The organism is Amycolatopsis thermophila, assembly GCF_030814215.1.
GTDB lineage: Bacteria > Actinomycetota > Actinomycetes > Mycobacteriales > Pseudonocardiaceae > Amycolatopsis_E > Amycolatopsis_E thermophila.
Map to the genome: position 1 here is coordinate 7,191,874 of NZ_JAUSUT010000001.1, position 21,401 is coordinate 7,213,274.

The following is a 21,401-nucleotide window of genomic DNA, read 5'->3' on the forward strand; positions in this document are numbered from 1 at the left end:
ACGCACCCGCCCAAGCCGGAGTGCGCCACGCCGCCGGACCGCCCGCCGGTCGTCGCCCACCACGCTGTCGCCGGGCTGACACTGTGGACGGTTCCCGCGGCCGCGAAGCCTTGCACATTCGCACCACGGGACCCCAGAATTGGTGAGCGGAGCAGGCACACCAGCGCGAGAAAACCGCGCCATACGGACAAAATCACGCCACAATGCCCGTTTCGCCGACATCGGGAAGAACATTTTCCTTCTGCCGCAACAAACAAACCACACCTCGGCGGAGAAGCGCAAGAACTGACGTCTTCGAAACCCCGGTCGGCACGGGAAACGGGAGGACCGCGTGGCACTCCTCGGGATCAAACACGCCGTCACGCGCATCGCGGGCAGGCGCGACCACCACGCCGCCGCGCAGTACGCCGACCCCGGCCTGGTCCGGGGCTACATCGCCGCCTACGAGTCGGGGCGCGCGACCCGGTACTTCCAGTCGCGGCTGCACGTGGTCGAGGCCGCGCTGCGACCGGTCTCGGGCGCGCTGCTGGACGTCGGGTGCGGTCCGGGCATGCTGGTGCGTCACCTGCTCGACACGCGGCCGGGCGATTTCCGCATCACCGCGTGCGACCGGTCGGCCGCGATGATCGAGGCCGTCGCCGAACGCACCGAGCCCGGCGAGGTCGAACTCGCGGTGGCGCGCATCGAGGACATGCCCTTCCCGGAGGGCCGGTTCGACGTCGTGGTCGCCATGGGTGTCCTCGAGTACTCGGCCGCCCGGCCGGCCGTCGCGGAACTGGCCCGGGTCGTGCGGCCCGGCGGCCTGGCCGTGCTGAGCATGCTGAACCCGGCCAGTCCCTACCGGATCGTCGAATGGTTCCTGTACTGGCCGTTGCTGCGCCTGCTGGGGCGGCTCGAACGCCTGGCCGGGGTTCCGGCGTCCCGCCGCCACACCGTGCCGCGCAGCGGAATCCGGGCGCTGACGGCCGGACAGCTGCGCCGCACGCTGCGTCGCGCCGGGTTCGAGATCACCGACGTGGTCTACTACGACACGACTCCCCTCGTGCCGCCACTGGACAAGGTTCTCCGGCGGTGGCGCCGGGAATGGCGCGGCCACCTCGAGCGGACCATCAGCCGCGGTGCCCGCCGGTGGCAGGGCACCGGCTACCTCATGACCGCGCGGCGCGCGGGGAAGCGGAGCGCGCCGGCCCTCAGGACAGTGTCGACGGCGGGCGCACCGCCAGCCTGATCGCCCGCGTCTGCGGTGGCAGCGTGACGAGCACCCGGACCGCGGTGCCGAGTTCCTCGAACCCCTCCCCCGCACCGGACTCCGCGTTCTCGGCCCACCCCGGATCGACGACGGACACCCGCACGCCGTGACGCTCTTCCTCGTCGCGCAACATGTCGGTCAGCACCGACAGGGCCGCCTTGCTCGCGGCGTAGGCCCCGCGCTCGCCGGGCGAATCGGCGACGCCGGGCGAGTTCACGACGATGACCAGGCCCCGCGACGCGCGCAGTGCCGGCAACAGCAGTGCGGTGAACCGCGCGAAGTCAAAGACGTTCGCCTCGAACAACTCGTGCCACGTGTGCGCCGGTGTCTCGACGAGAGTGCCCGACGCGTAGGCGTTGCCGCAGTGGACCAGGACGTCGATCCGCGGCGGCAGCGGGCCGGAACCCGGCAACGGCCGGGCGGGCGGGCAGTCCGCGGCCAGGTCCTCGGAGGTCCGGAAGCCCGTTCCGGCGACCCAGACCTCATGGCTGTCCGCCAGCGCCCGCACGACCGCCCCGGCGAGTGGCCCGGACTCGCCGGCGACGACGGCGACAGGACCGGATTCCATCGCTGCCTCCTCCCACGGCACGCGAACGCACGACCGTGCTTCCCGATCCTAGTTCGCCCGGCGGTCCGGCGCGGCCCGGAAGGAAGATTTCCCACCACGCCAAGGAGAAGTGGCCGATGCGGCCACCGCCTCCCTGGTCCCGCTCACCGCGGGACCGGCCCGCCGGACGACCGCACGAACGGGAACGCCACGCTCTGCCGGATCGAGGCGCCGGTCAGCATCATGACCAGCCGGTCGATCCCGATGCCCAGCCCCCCGGTCGGGGGCATCCCGTGTTCGAGGGCGAGCAGGAAGTCCTCGTCCAGTTCCATGGCCTCGATGTCGCCGCTGGCGGCGCGCAGCGACTGCGCCTCCAGGCGGCGGCGCTGCTCCACCGGATCGGCCAGCTCGGTGTAGGCGGTGCCGATCTCGGCGCCGAACGCGATCAGGTCCCACCGTTCCGCCAGGCGGGGGTCGCACCGGTGCGGGCGGGTCAGCGGCGAGGTGTCGGCCGGGTAGTCGGTGTAGAACGTCGGCTCCACCGTGGCCGGTTCCACCAGGTGCTCGAACGCCTTCCCGACGAGGTCGCCGTGCCCGGCGTCGTCGTCGGCCGGCACCCCGGCCGCCCGGCACCACCGGCGCAGCAGCGCGGCCGGGGTGTCCGGGGTGACCGCCTCGCCCAGGGCGCGCGAGACCGCGTCGTACACCGTGACCACCGGCCAGTCGCCGGAGAGGTCGACCTCGCCGACGTCCGGCCGTCGCGCGACCGGCGCGCCGTGGGCGGCGACCGCGGCGTCCTGGATCAGCGACCGGGCGAGCCCGCGCATCGTGTCGTAGTCGGCGTAGGCCTGGTAGGCCTCCAGCATCGTGAACTCCGGGTTGTGGGTGGCGTCCACCCCCTCGTTGCGGAAGTTCCGGTTGAGCTCGAACACCCGCTCCACACCGGCCACGCACAGCCGCTTGAGGTAGAGCTCGGGCGCGATCCGCAGGTACACCCGCTGGTCGTAGGCGTTGAGGTGGGTGACGAACGGGCGCGCGTTCGCCCCGCCGTGCACGGCCTGCAGCATCGGGGTCTCCACTTCGAGGAACCCGTTGGCCTGCAACCCTTCGCGCACCGCGCGCACCACCGCGCTGCGCAGGCGCAGCATCTGCGCCGAACCGGGGTTCACGATCAGGTCCAGGTACCGCTGCCGCACCCGCGTCTCCGGGTCGGTGAGGCCCTTGCGCTTGTCCGGCAAGGGGTGCAGGCACTTCGCCGTCACCGTCCAGTCCGACACCAGCACCGACAGCTCGCCCCGGCGCGACGTGACCACCTCACCGGTGACGCCCACGTGGTCGCCGAGGTCGACCGCGTCGCGCCACAACGGATCGTCCTCGACGATCAGCTGGAGGCCGGTGCCGCCCTGGTGGATGCGGGCGAAGCAGACGCCGCCGAGGTCGCGGAGGGCCATGACCCGTCCGGCGACGCGCACCTTCCGGCCGGTGTGGGTGTCCGGGGGCAGCCCGTCGAACTCGCCGCGCACCGCGTCCAGCGAGGTGTCCCGGTCGAAACCGGCCGGGTACGGGTCGATCCCGGCCGCGCGCAGGCGGTCGAGTTTGACGAGGCGGACGCGCACCTGCTCCGGGCGGCGCACCGGCCGCGGCTCCGGCCGCACCGCCTCGATGTCGGACAGCCGCGCCAGGAACGCCTCGTCCACGGCGTCGGAGGAGATGGTGCGGCGCCCGGAGCGCACACCGCTGGGCAGGAAACCCTCCAGCGCCCCGGCGACCAGCCCGATGCGGCCCAGCCGCCGCGCGGAGGTGTAGCACAGGAACCGCGGTACCCACTCCGGCCCGTACTTGGCGTTGGACCGGTACAGCGATTCGATCTGGAAGAAGCGGGACGCCAGGCCCAGCAGGGCACGCCAGGCGCGCAGCACCGGCCCCGCCCCGATCCGCTCACCGGCGGCGAACACGGCGCGGAACATGGCGAAGTTCAGCGAGATGCGCTGCACGCCCAGCTGCCCGGCGGCGAGGACGAGCTGCACGATCAGGAACTCGTTGAGCCCGTTGCCCGCCTCGCGGTCGCGGCGCATCAGGTCGAGTGACAGACCGCGCCGTCCCCACGGCACGAACGACAGCAGCCCGCGCAGCTTCCCGTCCGCGTCGAACGCCTCGACCATGACGCACCGGCCGTCCGCCGGATCACCCAGCCGGGACAACGCCATCGAGAAGCCGCGCTCGGTGCGCGCGTCCCGCCACCGCTGGGCGTGTTCGAGGATGTCGTCCATTTCGGACTCGGGGATGTCGGCGTGGCGGCGGATCCGCACGGTGTAGCCGGCGCGCTCGATGCGGCGCGCGGCCTGCCGCACCGACCGGCGCTGCGATCCGGCGAGGCTGAAGTCGCGGACGTCGAGGACCGCCTCGTCGCCGATTTCGAGCGCCTTGAGGCCCGCGTGCACGTAGGCCTGGGCGCCGCGTTCGCTCGCGCCCACCACGGCGGTGGCCCAGCCGTAGGTGCGCGATTCGGCCAGCCACGCCCCGATGGCCTGCGGCCAGGCGTCCGGGTCACCGATCGGGTCGGCGCTGGCGATGCTGGTCCCGCCCAGCACGCGGTAGGTCACGGCCGCCCGGCCGCTGGGGTCGAACACGACGGACTTGTCGCGGCGGGTGGCGAAGTAGCCGAGCGAGTCGTCCTCGCCGTGCTCGGCCAGCAGGGCCCGCAGCCGCAGCTCGTCGTCGTCGGTGCGGCGCCGCTGCCCGCGCACGCCGCGGAAGAACACCCACAGGGTGGCCACCGCGGAGAGCGTGGCGCCGACGTCGAGCAGGGCGTCGATCCACGGTGGTCCCTCCCGCACACCGAGCCGCCGCAGCTGCAGGAGCTCGCCGGTGGAGTGGTTGACGGCCCACAGGAAGGTGTCGCCGAGACCGGTCAGCGTGCCGGGGAAGACGGTGAGCAGACCCCATCCGAGGAGGATGGTCGCGCCGAACCCGGCGAGCGCCACGACGAGCGCGTGCCGCCACGCGCCCGGCGCGAGCCGCGCGGGGAACGCCGGGCGCAGCACCAGCAGCAGGGCGATGAGGGCGACGGCGGTGAGCTCGGCGCCGGTGAGCGCCCACAGCGTGGCGGGCAGGTGCTCGGGCCCGCGGCGCGGCAGCACCAGCACGTGCGGCGCCCACAGCAGGACCAGCTGGTAGGCAACGTCCATGAGCAGCCCGGCGACCTGGAACAGGATCAGGGTGTTCAGGGCGGCCTGCTTGCGCCGCCGCAGCGCCGCGCCCAGCACGGCCAGCACGAGCGCGATGAGGATGTTCGCGTCGGCCGGGATGTTGAGCAGGGAGAACAGCCCGACGGTCCAGCGGTAGAGGTCGCGGTGCCCGCCGAAGAGCAGCAGCACCACCGACGCCACCGCGCCGAGCTGGACCACGGTGGCCACCACACCGGCGGTTTTGGACCGCCAGCGCGGCACGGGACGGCGGCCGGTGGGTTCAGAGACTGGTGTCGGTGCCATGGAGTGCTCCGGGGGTTCCGGTGTCGGGCAGCGGCCACGCCGGGATCGCGCCCGCTTCCTGCTGGACCGTACCCGGGCCGGCGGCGGCGACCGGGTTGCCCAGCTGGGTGTCGAGCCAGTCCAGCACGGCGGGCAGCTCGGCGCGGACGGCGGCGAGGTTGTGGCCGGCGGCGGGCAGCACCCGCGTGGTCAGCTCCGCCGGTGGTGTCGCGGCGGCCTGCAGGCGCCGCAGGGCCGCGCACTCGTCGCCGGCGGAGGCGTCGGCGGTGACCAGCAGGCGCAGCGGGGCGGGGTGGTCGCGCAGGATCGCCGAGACGTCGTTGGCGCGGCGCAGGTCCTCGCGCCCGTGGAACAGGTCGCCGGTCTCGGCGTCGTGCGGGGTGATGTCGTAGCCGTTCATGCTGACCGCGGTCGCGTACCACTGCGGGTGCCGGGCGGCCAGGTCGAGCGCGCAGTACCCGCCGGAGGACCACCCGGCCGCCGCCCAGCCCTCCCGGTCGGTGCGCACGCGCAGGTGGCCGCCGGCCCAGGACCGCAGGTCGGCGGAGAGGTAGGTGTCGTCGGCGGGGCCGCCCGCGGCGTCCACGCACTCCGAGTCGTGGGTCAGCCGCGGTTCGCCGTTGGGGTCGGGCACGATCACCACGACCGGCGGCAGCCGGTGGGCGGCGATGGCGTGGTCGAGCTCGTCCGGCAGGCCGTAGAGGGTGGCGACCTGGCGCGGTTCGCCGGGGAAGTGCGGGATCCATTCCACGACCGGGAAGCGGAACCCGGCCCACTCCGGCGCGGTGTAGGCCGCGGGGAGGTAGACGTCGACGTCCCGGGTCAGGCCGGTGCGCTTGCCGGTGACCGTCATGTGCACCAGTGACCCGAGCCCGTTGCCCGCGCGGCTGCTCGCCGTGCCCAGGGCGCGCCCGAGGTCCCGCCCGTCCGGTCCGCCCTCGGCGACCGTGCCTTCGGCGGGGTCGGGCGAGGTGCCCAGCAGCGACCCGAGCGTCGGGTAGAAGCTGCCCGCGGCGTTCACGGCCGACCCGCACGCGAGCACCACCGTCACGACCGCCGCGACGGTCGTCGCGACGCGGCCGGCGACCCGGCGGCGCCAGCGGTCCCAGGCCCACGGCACGGCGGCCACGCAGCCGAGCGCGACGACGGTGGCCGCGATGACGAACGGGGGCGTGTCGATCCGGATCGTGGAGGCGTGCACGCCGCCAATCTAGCCGCGCCCCGAACCGGCTTCGGCGCGCCTACCAGGCAAGACGGCGTTCAGCGTCCGCTCAGGATCCCCCCGCTAGGGTGCCCGCGGAGGCGGTGTACCCGTCACGGTCGAGGCTGCCGTTCTCAGGGTCCGCACAGCATCCGCGACGCACAGTTGGGGCCGAGCCGACCCCAGCTGTGAAGGAGACCTGCCCGTGCCCCTGGGTTCCCCGGTCCTGGACGAACGGCGGGCCCGGACCGCTCCCGAACGCCGGTTGTCGCCGCGCACCCGGGTGGCGGTCGCGCTCGCCCGCGCGGCGGCCGGGGTGTCCCGCCGCACCGGGCTGGGCGCGGGCGGGGTCATCGGCGGGCGGATCGCCGCCGCGCTGGACCCGGAGGTGCTGCGCCACCTCGGCCGCGACCGCACAGTGGTCCTGGTGACCGGCACGAACGGCAAGACCACCACCGCGTCGATGCTCACCCGCGTCCTGGAACCGCTCGGCCCGGTCGCGGCCAACAGCGACGGCGCGAACATGCCGGACGGGGTCATCGCGGCGCTGGTGGACCGCCCGGACGCGCCGTTCGCGGTCCTCGAGGTCGACGAGAACTACGTCGCGGAGGTGGCGCAGCGGCTGCGGCCGGCGTGCCTGGTGCTGCTCAACCTCAGCCGCGACCAGCTCGACCGCGTCGGCGAGGTGCGGTCCGTCGAGCGCGCCCTGCGGGAGGCGGTGTCCGGTTTGCCGGGCATGGCCGTGGTCGCCGGCTGCGACGACCCGCTGGCCGCCTCCGCCGCACTGGCCTCGGCGCGGCCGGTGTGGGTGAGCACCGGCGGATCGTGGACCGCGGACGCGCTCGCGTGCGGGCGCTGCGGACGGCCGATCCACCACGACGGTCCCGCGTGGCGGTGCCGGTGCGGGCTGGCGCGGCCCCGCCCGGACTGGGTGCTGGCCGGTGACCGGGCCGTGGACGCCGCCGGCCGCACGGTTCCGCTGGAGCTGCGGCTGCCCGGCCGGGCCAACGCGGCGAACGCGACGATGGCGGTGGCGGCGGCCGCGCTGCTGGGTGTCGATCCCCGGGCCGCCGGTGCCCGCCTCGCCACGATCAGCGAGGTCGCGGGCCGGTACCGGCGGACCACCCTCGGCGGGCACCCGGTGCGGGTGCTGCTGGCCAAGAACCCGGCGGGGTGGCGGGAGACCCTGCCGCTGCTGGAGCCGGGATCGCCGGTGGTCATCGCGGTCAACGGGCGCGAGGCCGACGGGCGGGACCTGTCGTGGCTGTGGGACGTGCCGTTCGAGGTGCTGCGCGGCCGCCCGGTGGTGGCGGCCGGTGAGCGGTCGGCGGACCTGGCGGTCCGGCTGACCTACGCCGACGTCCCGCACGTGCGGTGCCCCGACCCGGTGCACGCCGTCGCCGGCCTGCCGCCCGGCTCGGTGGAACTGGTCGCGAACTACACCGCGTTCCGCCAGCTCGGCCGCCGGAGTGGCGATGGCTGAGTCGACGGTGCGGATCGGGCTCGTCCTGCCGGACGTGCTGGGCACCTACGGCGATTCGGGCAACGCGGTGGTGCTGCGGCAGCGGCTGCGGTGGCGCGGCGTGGCCGCGGACGTCGTGGAGGTCCACTACGGCGACGCGGTCCCGGACTGCCTCGACGTCTACCTGCTCGGCGGCGGCGAGGACGAGGCCCAGGCGCTGGCGGCCGGGTACCTGCGCGAGCACCCGGGCCTGCAACGGGCGGCCGCACGGGGTGCGGTCGTGTTCGGGGTGTGCGCCGGCCTGCAGGTGCTGGGCACGTCGTTCGTGGCCGGGGACGGCCGTCGCCACGACGGGCTGGGCCTGCTCGACGCGGTCACCGAGCCGGGCAGGCGGCGGGCGGTCGGCGAGACCGTGGTGGAGACGGGCGCCGGGCCGCTGACCGGGTTCGAGAACCACCTCGGGGTCACCACGGTCGGCCCCGGCAGCAGTCCGCTGGGCCGGGTGCGGGCGGGCACCGGGAACGGGGACGGCACCGATGGCGCGGTCACCGGGCACGTGCTGGCGACCTACCTGCACGGCCCCGCTCTGGCGCGCAACCCCGCGCTGGCCGACCTGCTCATCGGCTGGGTGATCGGCGCGGCGCCGCCGGACCTGCCACTGCCCGAGGTGGAGGACCTGCGGCGGGAACGGCTGCGGGCCGCCCGTGCCGGGGCGCGGCGGTGACGCGTTTTCCCTACGCTGCTGGCATGTCAGCGGTGTGGACCCGTCTGGGTGTGCGCATCCGGACGACGGTGGTGGCGGTGGCCGCCGTCGCCGCGGCGATCGTCGTGGCGGGTGCCGCGGTCGTGCTCCTGCTGGGCTGGTCGCTGGACCGGTCCACCACCGAGGACGCCCGCAGCGCCGGCCGGCAGGTCGCGCACGAGATCGCGCGGGAGGGCGCGCGCGAACTGACCGGCGCCGACGTGGCGAGCAGCGGGGATTCCGCGTCCGTGCTGCAGGTCCTCGACGCGCAGGGCCAGGTGATCACGGCCGACCCGGCGCTGGCCGGGCTGCCGCCGCTGACACCGGTGCGCCCGGCACCGGGGCACGAGGTGGTGGAGACGGTGAGCGTGACGGTGAACGGCTCCGGTGAGGACTACCGGCTGGTGTCGGCCGGTGTGGCGGGCCCCGGCGGGCCCTACACGGTGGTGTCGGCGCGCTCGCTGGCCCCGGTGACCGAGGCGCTGACGCGCCTGTCGCTGCTCTTCGCGGCGGCGGCGCTGCCGTTGCTGGCGATCTCCGCGCTCACCGTGTACCGCGCGGTGGGCTCCGCGTTGCGGCCCGTGGAGCGGATGCGCCGCACCGTCTCCGAGATCACCACCCGCGATCTGGAACGGCGGGTGGACGTGCCGCCCGGCCGCGACGAGGTGCAGCGGCTCGCGGTCACGCTGAACTCGATGCTCGACCGGCTCGCCTCCGCGCAGGGCGCGCAGCGCCGGTTCGTCTCCGACGCCAGCCACGAGCTGCGCTCCCCGGTCAACACCGTGGTGACCGCGCTCGAGGTCGCCGAGCACCACCCGGAGGCGATGAGCAAGGACGAGCTGGTGGCGGTCGTGTCGCGGGAGACGAGCCGGCTGCGGGAACTGGTCGACGACCTGCTGCTGCTCGCGCGCACCGACGACGCGACCGACCACCCGCCCTCCGGCGAGGTCGACCTGGACGACCTCGCCCGCGCCGAGGCCGAGCGGGCGCGCGCGACGGTCGGTCCGAAGGTGGAGATCCGGACCGAGCCGGTGAAGGTGACCGGCAACGCCGCGCAGCTGCGCCGCGCGATCCGCAACCTGGTCGACAACGCGCGGGAGCACGCCGCGGAGCGGATCCGGGTGTGCACCCGGGCCGAGGGGACGACGGCGGTGGTGGAGGTCAGCGACGACGGTCCGGGGGTGCCGGCGGCGGACCGGGACCGCATCTTCGAACGCTTCGTGCGCCGCGACGACGCGCGCCACCACGGCGCTCCCGGCACCGGCGGGTCGGCCGGGCTGGGGCTGGCGATCGTGGCGGGCATCGCGGCCCGCCACGGCGGCAGCGCGGAGTGCACGGACAGCACCGATCCGGTCTATCCCGGCGCCGCGTTCCGCATCCGGCTGCCGTCGAGGAGGCAACCCTGATGCGCGTGCTGGTCGTCGAGGACGAGCGGGCGTTCGCCGAAACCCTGCGCAAGGGCCTGACCGCGGAGGGGTTCGCGGTCGAGGTCGCGCACACCGGGCCGGACGGGCTGTGGCTGGCGCGGGAGCAGCCCTTCGACGTGATCGTCCTGGACATCATGCTGCCCGGGATGTCCGGGTACGAGGTGCTCAAGCGGTTGCGGCAGAACGAGAACTGGACGCCGGTGCTGGTGCTGACCGCCAAGGACGGCGAGTACGACGAGGCCGACGCGTTCGACCTCGGGGCCGACGACTACCTGACCAAACCGTTCTCCTACGTGGTGCTGCTCGCCCGGCTGCGGGCCCTGCTGCGGCGGGGCGCGCCGGAACGGCCGGCCGTGCTGACCCTGGCCGACCTGCGGCTGGACCCGGCGGCCCGCACCGTGCACCGGGGCGAGCGCGAGATCGAGCTGACCGCGCGCGAGTTCGGGCTGCTGGAGTTCCTGCTCCGCCGGCGCGGGGAGGCGCTGAGCAAGCGCGAGATCCTCACCCACGTGTGGGACGCCCACTACGACGGCGACGAGAACATCGTCGAGGTCTACATCGGCTACCTGCGGCGCAAGATCGGCCCGGATCTCATCCAGACGCTGCGCGGGGTCGGCTACCGGATGTCCGCGCCTTGACCACCGCTCGCCGGAACGGGTGATGATGGGGGCAGGAGGGCGTGATGGACGGGTCCGTGGCGGGGACCGGGACGGATGTGAACGTTCCGGCCGACGTGGCTCGCTACTGCCGTGCCGCGGGGCCGCTGGAGTCGCCGCTGATCTGGCTCGCCTTCGCCGCCGCGGCACTGGTGCTGGTGGTGGTCGCGGTGCGGTGGCGCCGCGCGCGGCGGCGGGCGGTGATCGCGGCGGTGTGCTGTGCGCTGGTGGCGGGCCTGACCGGGCTCAACACCTACGTCGGGTACGTCCGCACCGGGCACGACCTGGCCGCGCTCCTGGAACGCGGCGGGGGCCCGGCCGCCGCGGTGGGCCGGCTGCTCGACGGCAGCGGCGGTGGCGGCGATGGGTCCGGCGGGCGCGGCGTCCCGGCCGACGCGGACGCCCCGGCGCTGGACTCGTTCGACCTCGCCGACCCGGCCGACGGCGTGCCCACCGGCCGGATGTACGTGCTGCTGCCACCCGGGTACGCGAGTTCGGGCCAGGCCTACCCGGTGGTCTACCTCGTGCACGGGTACCCGTTCGGGTCCGCGCAGGACTGGCTGACCGCGGGCGCCGCGCCCGGCGCGCTGGACCGGCTGTACCGGGACGGGGCGATCCCGCCGATGATCCTCGTCAGCGTCGACCTCACCGCGGGGCAATCCCAGCGCGACTGGGAGGGGCTGGACGTGCCGGGCGGTCCGCGGCTGGAGACGTTCCTGACCGGCCCGGTGGTGTCCGCCGTGGACGGCCGGTACCGCACGATCCGCGACCGCGCCGCCCGCGCCCTGGGCGGCATGTCCGGCGGGGCGTTCGCCGCGCTGAACACCGGTCTGCACCACACCGGCGAGTTCGGTGTGCTGCTGCTGACCCTGCCCTACGACACGCCCGGCGACGTGCGGGACGAGTTCCACGGTGACCGCGCGGCGATCGAGCGGAACACGCCGCGGGACTACCTGACCGGCATGGTCTTCCACGACCCGGTGGCGGTGTTCCTGGCGGCCGGGTCGCACGACGGCGACGACGTCGACCGGGCGCGGGACCTGGCCGGACGGCTGACCGCCGACGGACAGCAGGCCGTCGTGCACGTCGAACCCGGCCTCACCCACACCTGGCGCACGGCGCGGGCGACCCTGCCCTACATGCTGGTGTTCGCCGGCGAGCACTTCCCCGCCGGGTGAGGATCAGCCGGACAGCCGGGACACCAGCCACGGCAAGGCGTCGGCGAACGCCTGGCGCCACAGGACGAAGTCGTGCCCGCCGCCGGGGACCACGACCAGGCGGGTGGCGATCCCGGCCCTGGCGGCGGCCGGTTCGAGCGCCCGGGCCGCGGCGAGCGGCTCGTCGTCGGCGTCGCCGACCTCGAACCACCCGCCGGTGCCGGGGTAGCGGCGGTGGGCCAGCAGCCAGGCGGGTTCGTGCGCGTCGAAGTCCACTCTGGATCCGGCGAAGAGCGCCGGGATGGTGTCGCCGAGGTCGTTGCCGTCGCCGGAGCGGGGGCCGGCCAGCCCGCTGAAGTCGGCGAACGCGGCGAAGGTGTCCGGGTGGCGCAGGGTGAGGGTGACCGCGCACGAGCCGCCTTCGGACAGGCCGGCGACCGCCCAGCGCGCGCCGGGCGGCTGGGCGGAGAACCGGCTCGCGACGAACGCGGGCACGTCCCGGGTCAGGTAGGTCTCGGCCTGCCCGGCCGGGCCGTCGACGCACTCGCTGTCGGCGTCGACCGCGCCGTTGATGTCGGGCATCACCACGATCGGCGCGGTGCCGCCGTGCGCGGCGGCCCAGCTGTCCACAGTGGCCGTGACGGCGCCGCCGTCCAGCCAGTCCTCCGGTGCTCCGGGCGTGCCGTGCAGCAACATCACGACCGGCAGGTGCGGGCGGTGCCGCGCGAACCACGCGGGCGGCAGGTAGACCTCGGCGGGGCGCGCGGAGAACCGCGACGCCGGGCCGGGGATCGTGACGGTGACCAGTTGCCCGGCACCGGGGAGCGGGCTGCGGGAGGTGACGACCACGGTGAGCACCGCGGCGAGGGCCACGACGAGGGTGGCGGCTCCCAGGGTGATCCGCGCCCACCGCCTGGCCGGCGGCGGCGTCCGCGCGAGGGGGGTCACGGGGCGCCAATCTAGTCAGCCCCGCCCTCGGGGCGCATGTTCGCGCGCTCAGCGTCCTCTCAGCGGACTCCCATGGGCACGGGGATTTGTAACTGCTGCTACATTGGCATCTGTGACCGACGCGCGTGATCCGGCCCGGTGGCTGGTACTGGTGGTGCGGGTGCCCGCCGAGCCCAGCCGGCACCGCGTGGCCGTGTGGCGGGAGCTGCGGCGGGTCGGTGCGCTGTCGCTGGGCCAGGGCGCCTGGGTGGTGCCGGACGCGCCGGTGTTCGCCGACGGGGTGAGCCGGGTGGTGGACCTGGCGCGCCGCGGCGAGGGTGAGGTGCTGGTCCTGGACGCGGCCGGGCGGGCGGAACCCGACTCGGCCCGGCTGGAGGAGCTGTTCACCGCCGAGCGCGCCGAGGAGTGGGCGGAGTTCCTCGCCGACTGCGCGAAGTTCGACGCCGAAATCGACAAAGAGATCCGCAAGGGCAAGTTCACGCTGGCCGAGCTGGAGGAGGAGGAACAGAGCCTGGACCGGCTGCGCCGCTGGCACCGCGACATCAAGACGCGGGACGTGTTCGGCTCGCCCGCCGCGGCGGAGGCCGAGCAGCGGCTCAAGCACTGCGCCGAGCGGCTCGCCGGCTACACCGAGCAGGTCTTCCAGGCCCTGCACCAGATGTGACCGCGCCCCGGCGGATCCGCCGGGCAGGACGAGGAGCCGATCCGTGGGCCCTGACACCGCACTTTTCCTGGACATCAACGGCTTCGCGCGCGCGACCCCGTGGCTGCGGCCGGTCGTGTCGGCCTACGCCGCCTACGGGATCGTGCTGTTCGCCGTGCTGATGCTCGCCGGCTGGTGGATCGCCCGGCAGCGCGCGAACCCGGCCGTGATGGCCGCGGCGCTGTGGACACCGGTGGGGATGCTGATCGCGCTCGGTCTCAACCAGCCGATCGCCGCCGCCGTGGGCGAACCCCGGCCCTACACCGCGCTGTCCGGCCTGCTGGTGCTGGCCTCGCGCAGCACCGACCCCGCCTTCCCCAGCGACCACGCGGTGATGGCCGGTGCCGTGGCCGCCGGACTGCTGCTGGTCTCCCGCCGGCTCGCGGTGGTCGCCTGGATCGCGGCGGTGGTGATCGCGTTCGCGCGGGTCTACATCGCCGCGCACTACCCGCAGGACGTGCTCGCCGGGCTGGTCCTCGGCGCCGCGGTCAGCCTGCTGGGATTCTGGCTCGTGCGGCGCCCGTTGATCTGGCTGCTGGACCGCGCCGAACGCACCCCCCTGCGCCCGCTGCTGACCACCTCCACCGAGCCGGCGGCCCAGCGATGAGCGTCGTGCCCCGGTACCGCGCCGGCTTGACGACCGGCCAGGCGGTCGCCCTGCCCGTGCGGCGCCCGCCCCTGACCACCACCGACCCGGCAGCTCGGCCATGAGCACCGAGCCGGCCCCGCGCAGCCGCCTGTTCCCGTTGTACGGGGCGGGCTTCGTGACGGCGTTCGGTGCGCACAGCATCGCCGCGAGCCTGGGCGGCTACGCCGAGGCCGAGCACGCCTCCCTGCTGACCCTGGGCCTGCTGCTGGCGATCTACGACGGCGCCGAGGTGCTGCTCAAACCGGTGTTCGGCTCGCTGGCCGACCGCATCGGGCCGCGGCCGGTGCTGCTCGGCGGCCTGGTGGCCTTCACGCTCGCCTCCGCGGCGTTCGTGTTCGCCGGCAACCCCGGCCTGGTGGGCGTGGCGCGCTTCGGGCAGGGTGCGGCCGCGGCGGCCTTCTCCCCGGCGGCGGGCGCGCTCGTGGCCCGCCTGTCCCCGCAGGGCCGGCACGGCCGCGCGTTCGGCGGCTACGGCGCGTGGAAGGGCCTCGGCTACACCCTCGGCCCCGTCCTCGGCGGCGTACTCATCACGCTCGGCGGCTACCCGCTGCTGTTCGGCACCCTCGCGGTCCTGGCGCTCGCGGTCGCCGCCTGGGCCACGGCCGCCGTCCCGGCCCTGCCCCCGCTGCCGCGCACCCGGCAGACCGTGCTCGACCTGGCCCGCCGCCTCACCAGCGGCGACTTCCTGCGGCCCACGGCCACGCTGGCCGGCGCCACCGCCGCCCTCGCGGTCGGTGTCGGATTCCTGCCCGTGGCCGGTGCCGCACACGGGCTCGGGCCGCTGATCACCGGCGCCGTGGTGTCCCTGCTGGCCGCCACCGCCGCACTGGTCCAGCCCTGGGCCGGGCGCGCCCGCGACGCCGGCCGCATCCGCGACCGGACCGGCATGGCCGCCGGGCTCGGCCTGGCCGCGGCCGGGATGGCGGTCACGACCGTGCTGCCCGGCGTCGCCGGGATCGTGGTGGCCGCGCTGGCCATCGGCGCCGGAACCGGCCTGGCCACCCCGATCGGGTTCGCCCACCTGGCCGCCACCACCCCGGCCGAACGGCTCGGGCAGACCATGGGCGCGGCGGAGGTCGGCCGCGAACTCGGTGACGCCGGCGGCCCGCTGCTGGTGGGCGCGCTCGCCGCCGCGGCCACGCTGGACCTCGGCCTGGCCGGTCTCGCCGCGATCCTGGCCGCCCTCGGTGTCCTGACCACGATCACGCTCACCCGGGCCAGCCGGTAGGCGTCCCGTTCACCCGGCCGACCCACGAAAGATCCGATGTATCCTGCCTCTACGTCGCGGACAGGGAGCGGGTATGCCGGAGATCGCGCTGCACACGGAGCTGAAGCCGGGTTCGGAGCTGGAGTACGAGGCCGTGCACCGGTCCATCCCCTCCGATGTGATGGCCGCGCTCGTCGCCAGCGGCGTCCGGAACTGGCGGATCTGGCGCGACGGCACCCACCTGTTCCACCTCGTCGACGTCGAGGACTACCGGGGCATGCGGCACGCCCTGCGGGACGACCCGGCGAACGTCCGCTGGCAGGAGACCGTGGGCCCGCTGCACGCCCGGCCGGACGACTACTCCGGTGCCGACGAGGGGCTCCCGCTGCTGTGGAGCCTCGCCGGCCAGCTCGCCGGGAAGGACCGCTGAGCGGCATGTCCGTCACCGACGACGCCATCGAGGCGATCAAGCAGATGATCGTGAACGGTGAACTGCGGCCGGGCGACCGCCTGCCGCGGGAGGCCGACCTCGCCGACCGCCTCGGCCTGTCCCGCAACTCCCTGCGCGAGGCGGTGCGGGCGCTCTCGCTCATCCACGTGCTCGACGTCCGCCGCGGCGACGGCACGTACGTGACGAGCCTGGAGCCCTCGCTGCTGATGGACGCGATGGGGTTCGTGGTGGACTTCCACCGCGACGACACCGTCCTGCAGTTCCTGGAGGCTCGCCGCGTCATCGAGCCGGCCGTCACCGAGATGGCCGCGCGGCACATGCCGGACTCCGACATCGCGGACCTCGCCAGGCTGCTCGATTCGCTGGACGGCCGGCCGACGGTGGACCAGCTGGTGGAGAACGACCTGGAGTTCCACCGGCGCATCGCGGTCAGCTGCGGCAACACCGTGCTGGCCTCGCTGCTGGAAAGCCTGTCCGGGCGCACGCAGCGGGCCCGCACGTGGCGGGGGATCACGCAGGAGGGCGTGACGGAGCGGACGCTGGCCGAGCACCGCGCGATCCTGCAGGCGCTGTCCGCCCGGCAGCCCGACGTGGCCCGCGCCGCGGCGACCGTGCACATCGCCGGCGTGGAGCAGTGGCTGCGCCAGACCCTGGTCGGCTAGACGAGGAATGCGCGAGGCTGGGTGGTAACAGGGGTGTTCAGGATCCGTTGGTGGCGACAGACCTGAGCACCACCTGGCCGTGGCCCAGGCGTTGCTACAACCGTCCTCTCCGTGCCGCGTTGCCGCTGGTCAAGCAGGTGATGCGCTGGTTGGCCGGCCCCGGTCGACAATCACACGCTCGGAACCGGCCGGTTGGGCCAAGTTCGGTCTGCACCCCCGCCGGACTGCCCATCGCCCTGCCGCCGGCCGATCCGAAGGTCGACCAGCGGCAGGTTCTACTCGCCGACCGCCCACGGCTGCTGATCACCGCCGACAAGGGCCACTACGTCTCCGACGAACTCAACCGCTTCCCGGCCGAGCGCGGGGCCCGGCCGACTGAACCTGGAACAGCACGGCGGACGCACCACCAAGGCGTCAGCGTCCACACCGCCCAACCCATCCTGGCCCTCAGCGCCATCTGGCAGAACCCCGCCACCGGCCAACCCATCGCCCGAGCCCGGACCGCCCACGACCACTGACCTAGTACCGCAACGGCGGTCGTGCGAATGGGCGTCGAACGGCGCTGCGGGCCTCGGGCCCGGCCAGTCATCTGCCCAAGGAGCTGGCGCACCCCGGTACCGGGGCCTGGTTCATGGCCGACATCGACGGCGCCGGCCTGGGGTGCCAGCTGGTTTCCGCCCAGCCCCTGTCTTCTGACTCACAACCGCGCCACTACTCCTCATTAATTGCTACATTGATGTGACACATCCAGGATTCGAGGAGACCGCAGTGATCACCTACGACCAGCTCTTCGTCGGCGGCGAGTGGACCACCCCGAGCAGCGCGGAGCTGCTGGACATCCGGTCCCCGCACGACCGGTCGCTGCTGGGCCGCGCCGCGCAGGCCCTGCCCGCGGACATCGACCGCGCCGTCGCCGCCGCCCGGAAGGCCTTCGACGAGGGCCCGTGGCCCCGCACCACCCCCGCCGAGCGCATCGCGGTCATCCGCAGGCTGAACAAGCTCCGCGAGGAACGCGCCGACGAGATCGCGGCGCTCATCTCCGCCGAGAACGGCTCCGCCCTGTGGTTCACCAAGGCCGGCCAGCCGGGGCTGACCCGCCAGGCCAACGCCTACCTCAGGGCGGCGGAGGAGTTCGGCTGGGAGGAGACGCTCGCGCCCTCCGACCGCGCCGCGCCGGTCCGGTCGGTCGTGCGCCGCGAGCCGGTCGGGGTCGTCGCCGCGATCATCCCGTGGAACTCGCCGTTCTCGTCGGCCCTGGCGAAGATCCTGCCCGCGCTGCTGGCCGGGAACACGGTCGTGCTCAAGGTCTCGCCGGAGAACACGCTGAGCATGAACCTGCTCGCGCGACTGCTGGAGCAGACCGGGCTGCCGGAGGGCGTGATCAGCGTGCTGCCCGCGGACCGCGAGACCAGCGAGCACCTGGTCAGGCACCCGGACGTGGACAAGATCGCCTTCACCGGCTCCACGCGCGCCGGCCGCCGCATCGCGTCGCTGGCCGGTGAGCAGCTCAAGCGGGTCAGCCTGGAACTGGGCGGCAAATCGGCCATGCTCATCCTGCCCGACGCCGATCTCGACGCCGCGATCCAGGGAGTCAAGTTCTCCTCCCTGCTCAACAACGGCGAGTCGTGCATCGCGCAGACCCGCATCCTCGCGCCGCGCAGCCGCTACGACGAGGTGGTCGCCGGGCTCAAGGACCTCGTCGAGTCCCTGGGCGTCGGCGATCCGGCGGACGAGGGCACGTTCGTCGGTCCGATGGTCCGCCGCGACCAGCAGCAACGCGTGCTCGACTACATCCGCCTCGGCATCTGCGAGGGCGCCCGGCTCGTCACCGGCGGACCGGAAGTCCCGGCGGGGCTGGAAAGCGGCTTCTACGTCACGCCGACCCTGTTCGCCGACGTCGACAACTCGATGCGCATCGCCCAGGAGGAGATCTTCGGCCCGGTCCTGGTCGTCATCGCCTACGACGACGAGGACGACGCGGTCCGCATCGCCAACGACTCCGAGTACGGCCTGTCCGGCGGGGTGTGGTCGGCCGATCCCGCGCACGCGCTGGAGATCGCGCGCCGCGTGCGCACCGGCACCGTCACCGTCAACGGCGCGCCGATCGGGTTCGACGGCCCGTTCGGCGGTTTCAAGGCCAGCGGCCTGGGCCGCGAATACGGCGCCGTCGGGCTCGGCACCTACACCGAGCACAAGACCGTCACGATTCCCGCGAAGGCACACCGATGACCGCGCTCGACCGCCCCGCCAGACCCGCCGTACGGCCGGCGATGACGGCGTTGATCCTGGCCGTCCTGCTGGCCTCACTGGACCAGACCATCGTCGCGACCGCGCTCCCCCGGATCGCCGGCGACCTCGGCGGCTTCCGCGACATCGCCTGGGTCACCGCGTCCTACCTGCTCGCGTCGACCGCGGCCACCCCGCTGTGGGGAAAGCTCGGCGACATGCTCGGGCGCAGGCGGCTGTACCTCCTCGCCACCGCGGCGTTCCTGATCGCCTCCGCGCTGTGCGGGCTGGCCCAGGACCTGCCGCAACTCGTCGCCGCGCGCGCCCTGCAGGGTCTGGCCGGCGGCGGGATGATCGTCCTGACGTTCGCGCTCGTCGGCGACATCGTCCCGCCGGGGGACCGCGGCCGGTACCAGGGCCGGTTCGGCTCGGTGTACGGCGTCGCCAGCATCGCCGGGCCCCTCCTGGGCGGGCTGTTCACCGACCAGCTGTCGTGGCGGTGGGCGTTCCTGATCAACGTGCCGGTCGGGCTGGTCGCGTTGGCCATCGCCGCGCGGTTCCTGCCCTCCGCCGCACGGAAGTCGGCCGCGCGGATCGACCACACCGGCGCGCTGCTGCTCGCCGGGACGGCCACAGCCCTGATCCTGATCGCGTCGTTCGGGCAGCGGTGGGGCTGGACCTCGCCGCGCGTCCTGGGTCTCGCGGTGGTCGCGCTCGTGCTGATCGCGCTGGTGATCCCGGTCGAGCGACGGGCCGCGGCGCCGGTGCTGCCGCTGTCGATGCTCGCCTCGCGCACGGTCGTGATCGCCTCGGTGATCGGGTTCACCGCCAACGTCGCGATGTTCAGCGTGCTGGTCTACCTGCCCACCTACCTGCAGGTGGTGGACGGGGCGACGGCCACGTCGTCCGGCGTGCACATGCTGCCGCTGGTCATCGGGCTGGTGGTGAGCCAGTCGCTGGCCGGACGGTGGATCGCGAACCCGGCACGGGTGCGGTCGGTGCTGGTCGCCGGCATGGCGCTCACCGTCGCCGGGCTCCTGCTGCTGAGCACGCTGGCGCCGGGCACCGGGCAGCTCGCGCTCATCGCCTGCTTCCTGGTCACCGGGATCGCCGTCGGGATGGTGCCGATGGTCGCACTGACCGCGGCGCAGAACGCGGTGCCCGCGGAAGACATCGGCGCCGCGAGCGCGGTGGTGACCTTCGCCCGGTCGATCGGCGCGGCCTTCGGGGTGGCCGTGTTCGGTGCCCTCCTGGGCGATGACGTGGCGGGCAACATCGGCGGTGCGTTCCGGTGGATCACGCCGGCGGCCGCCCTCGGCACGGGGCTCGCGCTGCTCCTGCGGAAGCCGGCCGGTTCGCCGCGGTGATCAGGGACGCCAGGAAGATCAGCACGACGATCTGGTCGTGGGCGAGGTCGGCCATCGCCTCCGGCAACTGATCCCGTGTGTTCACGGTTCGAGACCAACCCGCTGAAACCAGCCGGTTTCGCCGATGGGCCCGCACCCCGCGGCAGTGACGGACGTCTCGGCGGCGGGGCCGGTAAATGTCGCGTGACCCCGCTGTGATCTTACCGTTATCCGTGCTACCTTTCCGAACCGTTCCGCTGGGGGGACGGGCACGGCCCGTCGATCGCTCACCACGGACGAAAGAAGCAGATGAACCGACAGTTCACGGCGGCGCTGGTGGCCGCTCCCCTGGTCGTGCTCAGCCTCGCCGGGTGCAAGCCCGGCGGCCTGCTGGCGAGCCAGCCCACCGGCATCTCCTCCGCCGCGCAGCCCGCCGGCTCGTCGAGCGCACCCGCGAGCACGACGACCACCGAGGCGGCAAGCCCCCCGAGCACCACGCGGAGCACCGAAGCGACACCGTCGCCGTCGTCCTCGTCGAGCGCGCCGCGCAGCTCGAGCAAAACCCCGGCGCCGGCGAACACATCCACCTCGGTCCCGGCCACGCAGGCGGCCGCCAAGTCGTGCACCGACCCGGTGTTCACGACGAGCGATCCCGACGGCGGCTGGTCCGACGGCGGCTACTACGTCCACAACAACATGTGGAACCAGGACGAGGCCGGCCCGGAAACGCTCTACGCGTGCTCCCACGACAACTGGTACGTCGAGTCGACGCAGCGTGACACCACGTCGGTCAAGACCTACCCCAACGTCCACAAAGACATCAACAACCTCCGCGGCGCACCGGTCGGCGACTACTCGACGATCACCTCCACGTTCGCCGGGCGCGGCCCGCAGAGCGGTATCTACGACGTCGCCTACGACGTGTGGCTCAACGGCGTCGGTCAGGGCCAGGGCGTCACCGAACTGATGGTGTGGACCGAGAACCACAACCAGGTCCCGTCCGGCACCAAGACCGCGACGTACTCGGCCGGCGGCGTCACCTACGACGTGTGGCGCAACGACAGCGGCTACATCGCGTTCGTCGCGCGGAACACGCTGTACTCGGGTTCGGTCGACCTCAAGGCGATGATCACGTGGGCGGTCGGGCGGGGCTACATCCCGCAGAACCCGACCGTGAACCAGATCGGCTACGGCGTCGAGTTCTGCTCCACGGACAACACCCCGGCCCGGTTCACGCTCTCGGACTTCTCGGTGACCATGAAGTGACCGCCCGGCCC

General features: G+C 73.9%; 20 protein-coding genes. 15 read left to right on the plus strand and 5 right to left on the minus strand.

The window, feature by feature from the left end:
* Positions 1 to 331 precede the first annotated feature (331 nt).
* Positions 332 to 1,228 (plus strand): class I SAM-dependent methyltransferase, encoded by an 897-nt coding sequence (locus FB470_RS35130; protein WP_306998771.1) that lies wholly within the window; start codon positions 332 to 334, stop codon positions 1,226 to 1,228.
* Here the strand turns inward: FB470_RS35130 and FB470_RS35135 are convergent.
* From FB470_RS35135 to FB470_RS35145, 3 genes are all read right to left on the minus strand, one after another.
* On the minus strand, positions 1,191 to 1,817 hold the full coding sequence (locus tag FB470_RS35135; protein WP_306998773.1) for an SDR family NAD(P)-dependent oxidoreductase: 627 nt from the start codon (positions 1,815 to 1,817) through the stop codon (positions 1,191 to 1,193). The genes FB470_RS35130 and FB470_RS35135 overlap by 38 nt on opposite strands.
* A 143-nt stretch (positions 1,818 to 1,960) precedes the next feature.
* The gene (gene lysX / locus FB470_RS35140) at positions 1,961 to 5,287 is read right to left on the minus strand and encodes a bifunctional lysylphosphatidylglycerol synthetase/lysine--tRNA ligase LysX (RefSeq protein WP_306998776.1); all 3,327 of its coding nucleotides are present in this window, start codon (positions 5,285 to 5,287) and stop codon (positions 1,961 to 1,963) included.
* Positions 5,265 to 6,488: an alpha/beta hydrolase gene (locus FB470_RS35145; protein WP_306998779.1), complete on the minus strand. Its 1,224-nt coding sequence runs from the start codon at positions 6,486 to 6,488 to the stop codon at positions 5,265 to 5,267. The genes lysX and FB470_RS35145 overlap by 23 nt, the downstream gene beginning before the upstream one ends.
* Positions 6,489 to 6,693: 205 nt before the next feature.
* Between FB470_RS35145 and FB470_RS35150 the strand changes: the two genes are divergently transcribed.
* From FB470_RS35150 to FB470_RS35170, 5 genes are read left to right on the plus strand one after another with little or no spacing between them, the layout of a single operon-like run.
* Entirely contained in the window at positions 6,694 to 7,971 is a 1,278-nt protein-coding gene (locus FB470_RS35150) for a MurT ligase domain-containing protein (RefSeq protein ID WP_306998780.1), read from the plus strand.
* Entirely contained in the window at positions 7,964 to 8,674 is a 711-nt protein-coding gene (locus FB470_RS35155; RefSeq protein ID WP_306998782.1) for a type 1 glutamine amidotransferase, read from the plus strand. Before FB470_RS35150 ends, FB470_RS35155 begins: the two co-directional genes overlap by 8 nt.
* A gap of 23 nt (positions 8,675 to 8,697) precedes the next feature.
* Positions 8,698 to 10,098, plus strand: coding sequence for a sensor histidine kinase (locus FB470_RS35160; protein WP_306998784.1), 1,401 nt, complete (start codon positions 8,698 to 8,700; stop codon positions 10,096 to 10,098).
* Complete coding sequence (locus tag FB470_RS35165) at positions 10,098 to 10,757, plus strand: response regulator transcription factor (RefSeq protein ID WP_306998786.1); 660 nt, start codon at positions 10,098 to 10,100, stop codon at positions 10,755 to 10,757. The genes FB470_RS35160 and FB470_RS35165 overlap by 1 nt, the downstream gene beginning before the upstream one ends.
* 44 nt (positions 10,758 to 10,801) lie before the next feature.
* Entirely contained in the window at positions 10,802 to 11,953 is a 1,152-nt protein-coding gene (locus FB470_RS35170) for an alpha/beta hydrolase (RefSeq protein WP_306998788.1), read from the plus strand.
* 3 nt (positions 11,954 to 11,956) lie between these two features.
* Here FB470_RS35170 and FB470_RS35175 read toward each other — a convergent pair whose 3' ends face one another.
* On the minus strand, positions 11,957 to 12,880 hold the full coding sequence (locus FB470_RS35175) for an alpha/beta hydrolase (protein WP_306998790.1): 924 nt from the start codon (positions 12,878 to 12,880) through the stop codon (positions 11,957 to 11,959).
* Positions 12,881 to 12,992: 112 nt separating this feature from the next.
* Here FB470_RS35175 and FB470_RS35180 point away from each other — a divergent pair, with 112 nt between their 5' ends.
* The 8 genes from FB470_RS35180 to FB470_RS35215 all read left to right on the plus strand — a co-directional run bounded on the left by FB470_RS35180 (position 12,993) and on the right by FB470_RS35215 (position 20,145).
* Positions 12,993 to 13,544 carry a Chromate resistance protein ChrB gene (locus FB470_RS35180; protein ID WP_306998792.1) on the plus strand — a complete coding sequence of 184 codons (552 nt, stop codon included), beginning with the start codon at positions 12,993 to 12,995 and terminating at the stop codon, positions 13,542 to 13,544.
* A 43-nt stretch (positions 13,545 to 13,587) separates the two neighbouring features.
* Positions 13,588 to 14,190: a phosphatase PAP2 family protein gene (locus tag FB470_RS35185; RefSeq protein WP_306998794.1), complete on the plus strand. Its 603-nt coding sequence runs from the start codon at positions 13,588 to 13,590 to the stop codon at positions 14,188 to 14,190.
* A 100-nt stretch (positions 14,191 to 14,290) separates the two neighbouring features.
* Positions 14,291 to 15,460, plus strand: coding sequence for an MFS transporter (locus tag FB470_RS35190; RefSeq protein WP_306998796.1), 1,170 nt, complete (start codon positions 14,291 to 14,293; stop codon positions 15,458 to 15,460).
* Between the two features lie 73 nt (positions 15,461 to 15,533).
* Positions 15,534 to 15,869: an L-rhamnose mutarotase gene (locus FB470_RS35195; RefSeq protein WP_306998798.1), complete on the plus strand. Its 336-nt coding sequence runs from the start codon at positions 15,534 to 15,536 to the stop codon at positions 15,867 to 15,869.
* Positions 15,870 to 15,874: 5 nt separating this feature from the next.
* On the plus strand, positions 15,875 to 16,552 hold the full coding sequence (locus FB470_RS35200) for a FadR/GntR family transcriptional regulator (protein ID WP_306998799.1): 678 nt from the start codon (positions 15,875 to 15,877) through the stop codon (positions 16,550 to 16,552).
* Between the two features lie 50 nt (positions 16,553 to 16,602).
* Positions 16,603 to 17,070: a hypothetical protein gene (locus tag FB470_RS35205; protein WP_306998801.1), complete on the plus strand. Its 468-nt coding sequence runs from the start codon at positions 16,603 to 16,605 to the stop codon at positions 17,068 to 17,070.
* A 250-nt stretch (positions 17,071 to 17,320) separates the two neighbouring features.
* Entirely contained in the window at positions 17,321 to 18,781 is a 1,461-nt protein-coding gene (locus FB470_RS35210; RefSeq protein WP_306998803.1) for an aldehyde dehydrogenase, read from the plus strand.
* Positions 18,778 to 20,145: an MDR family MFS transporter gene (locus FB470_RS35215; RefSeq protein ID WP_306998805.1), complete on the plus strand. Its 1,368-nt coding sequence runs from the start codon at positions 18,778 to 18,780 to the stop codon at positions 20,143 to 20,145. The genes FB470_RS35210 and FB470_RS35215 overlap by 4 nt, the downstream gene beginning before the upstream one ends.
* A gap of 266 nt (positions 20,146 to 20,411) precedes the next feature.
* On the opposite strand, the gene FB470_RS35220 is transcribed toward FB470_RS35215, so the two are convergent.
* On the minus strand, positions 20,412 to 20,765 hold the full coding sequence (locus FB470_RS35220; protein WP_306998807.1) for a hypothetical protein: 354 nt from the start codon (positions 20,763 to 20,765) through the stop codon (positions 20,412 to 20,414).
* Here FB470_RS35220 and FB470_RS35225 point away from each other — a divergent pair.
* Positions 20,758 to 21,390 carry a GH12 family glycosyl hydrolase domain-containing protein gene (locus FB470_RS35225; RefSeq protein WP_306998809.1) on the plus strand — a complete coding sequence of 211 codons (633 nt, stop codon included), beginning with the start codon at positions 20,758 to 20,760 and terminating at the stop codon, positions 21,388 to 21,390. The two genes, FB470_RS35220 and FB470_RS35225, sit on opposite strands and share 8 nt — an antisense overlap.
* Positions 21,391 to 21,401: the final 11 nt, after the last annotated feature.

What these genes read in the sequence shown, in the direction of transcription:
- lysX (WP_306998776.1), bottom strand. Translation starts at nt 5,287, where the DNA reads ATGGCACCGACACCAGTCTCTGAACCCACCGGCCGCCGTCCCGTGCCG.
- FB470_RS35195 (WP_306998798.1), top strand. Translation starts at nt 15,534, where the DNA reads ATGCCGGAGATCGCGCTGCACACGGAGCTGAAGCCGGGTTCGGAGCTG.
- FB470_RS35135 (WP_306998773.1), bottom strand. Translation starts at nt 1,817, where the DNA reads ATGGAATCCGGTCCTGTCGCCGTCGTCGCCGGCGAGTCCGGGCCACTC.
- FB470_RS35200 (WP_306998799.1), top strand. Translation starts at nt 15,875, where the DNA reads ATGTCCGTCACCGACGACGCCATCGAGGCGATCAAGCAGATGATCGTG.
- FB470_RS35190 (WP_306998796.1), top strand. Translation starts at nt 14,291, where the DNA reads ATGAGCACCGAGCCGGCCCCGCGCAGCCGCCTGTTCCCGTTGTACGGG.
- FB470_RS35160 (WP_306998784.1), top strand. Translation starts at nt 8,698, where the DNA reads ATGTCAGCGGTGTGGACCCGTCTGGGTGTGCGCATCCGGACGACGGTG.
- FB470_RS35215 (WP_306998805.1), top strand. Translation starts at nt 18,778, where the DNA reads ATGACCGCGCTCGACCGCCCCGCCAGACCCGCCGTACGGCCGGCGATG.
- FB470_RS35155 (WP_306998782.1), top strand. Translation starts at nt 7,964, where the DNA reads ATGGCTGAGTCGACGGTGCGGATCGGGCTCGTCCTGCCGGACGTGCTG.
- FB470_RS35170 (WP_306998788.1), top strand. Translation starts at nt 10,802, where the DNA reads ATGGACGGGTCCGTGGCGGGGACCGGGACGGATGTGAACGTTCCGGCC.
- FB470_RS35165 (WP_306998786.1), top strand. Translation starts at nt 10,098, where the DNA reads ATGCGCGTGCTGGTCGTCGAGGACGAGCGGGCGTTCGCCGAAACCCTG.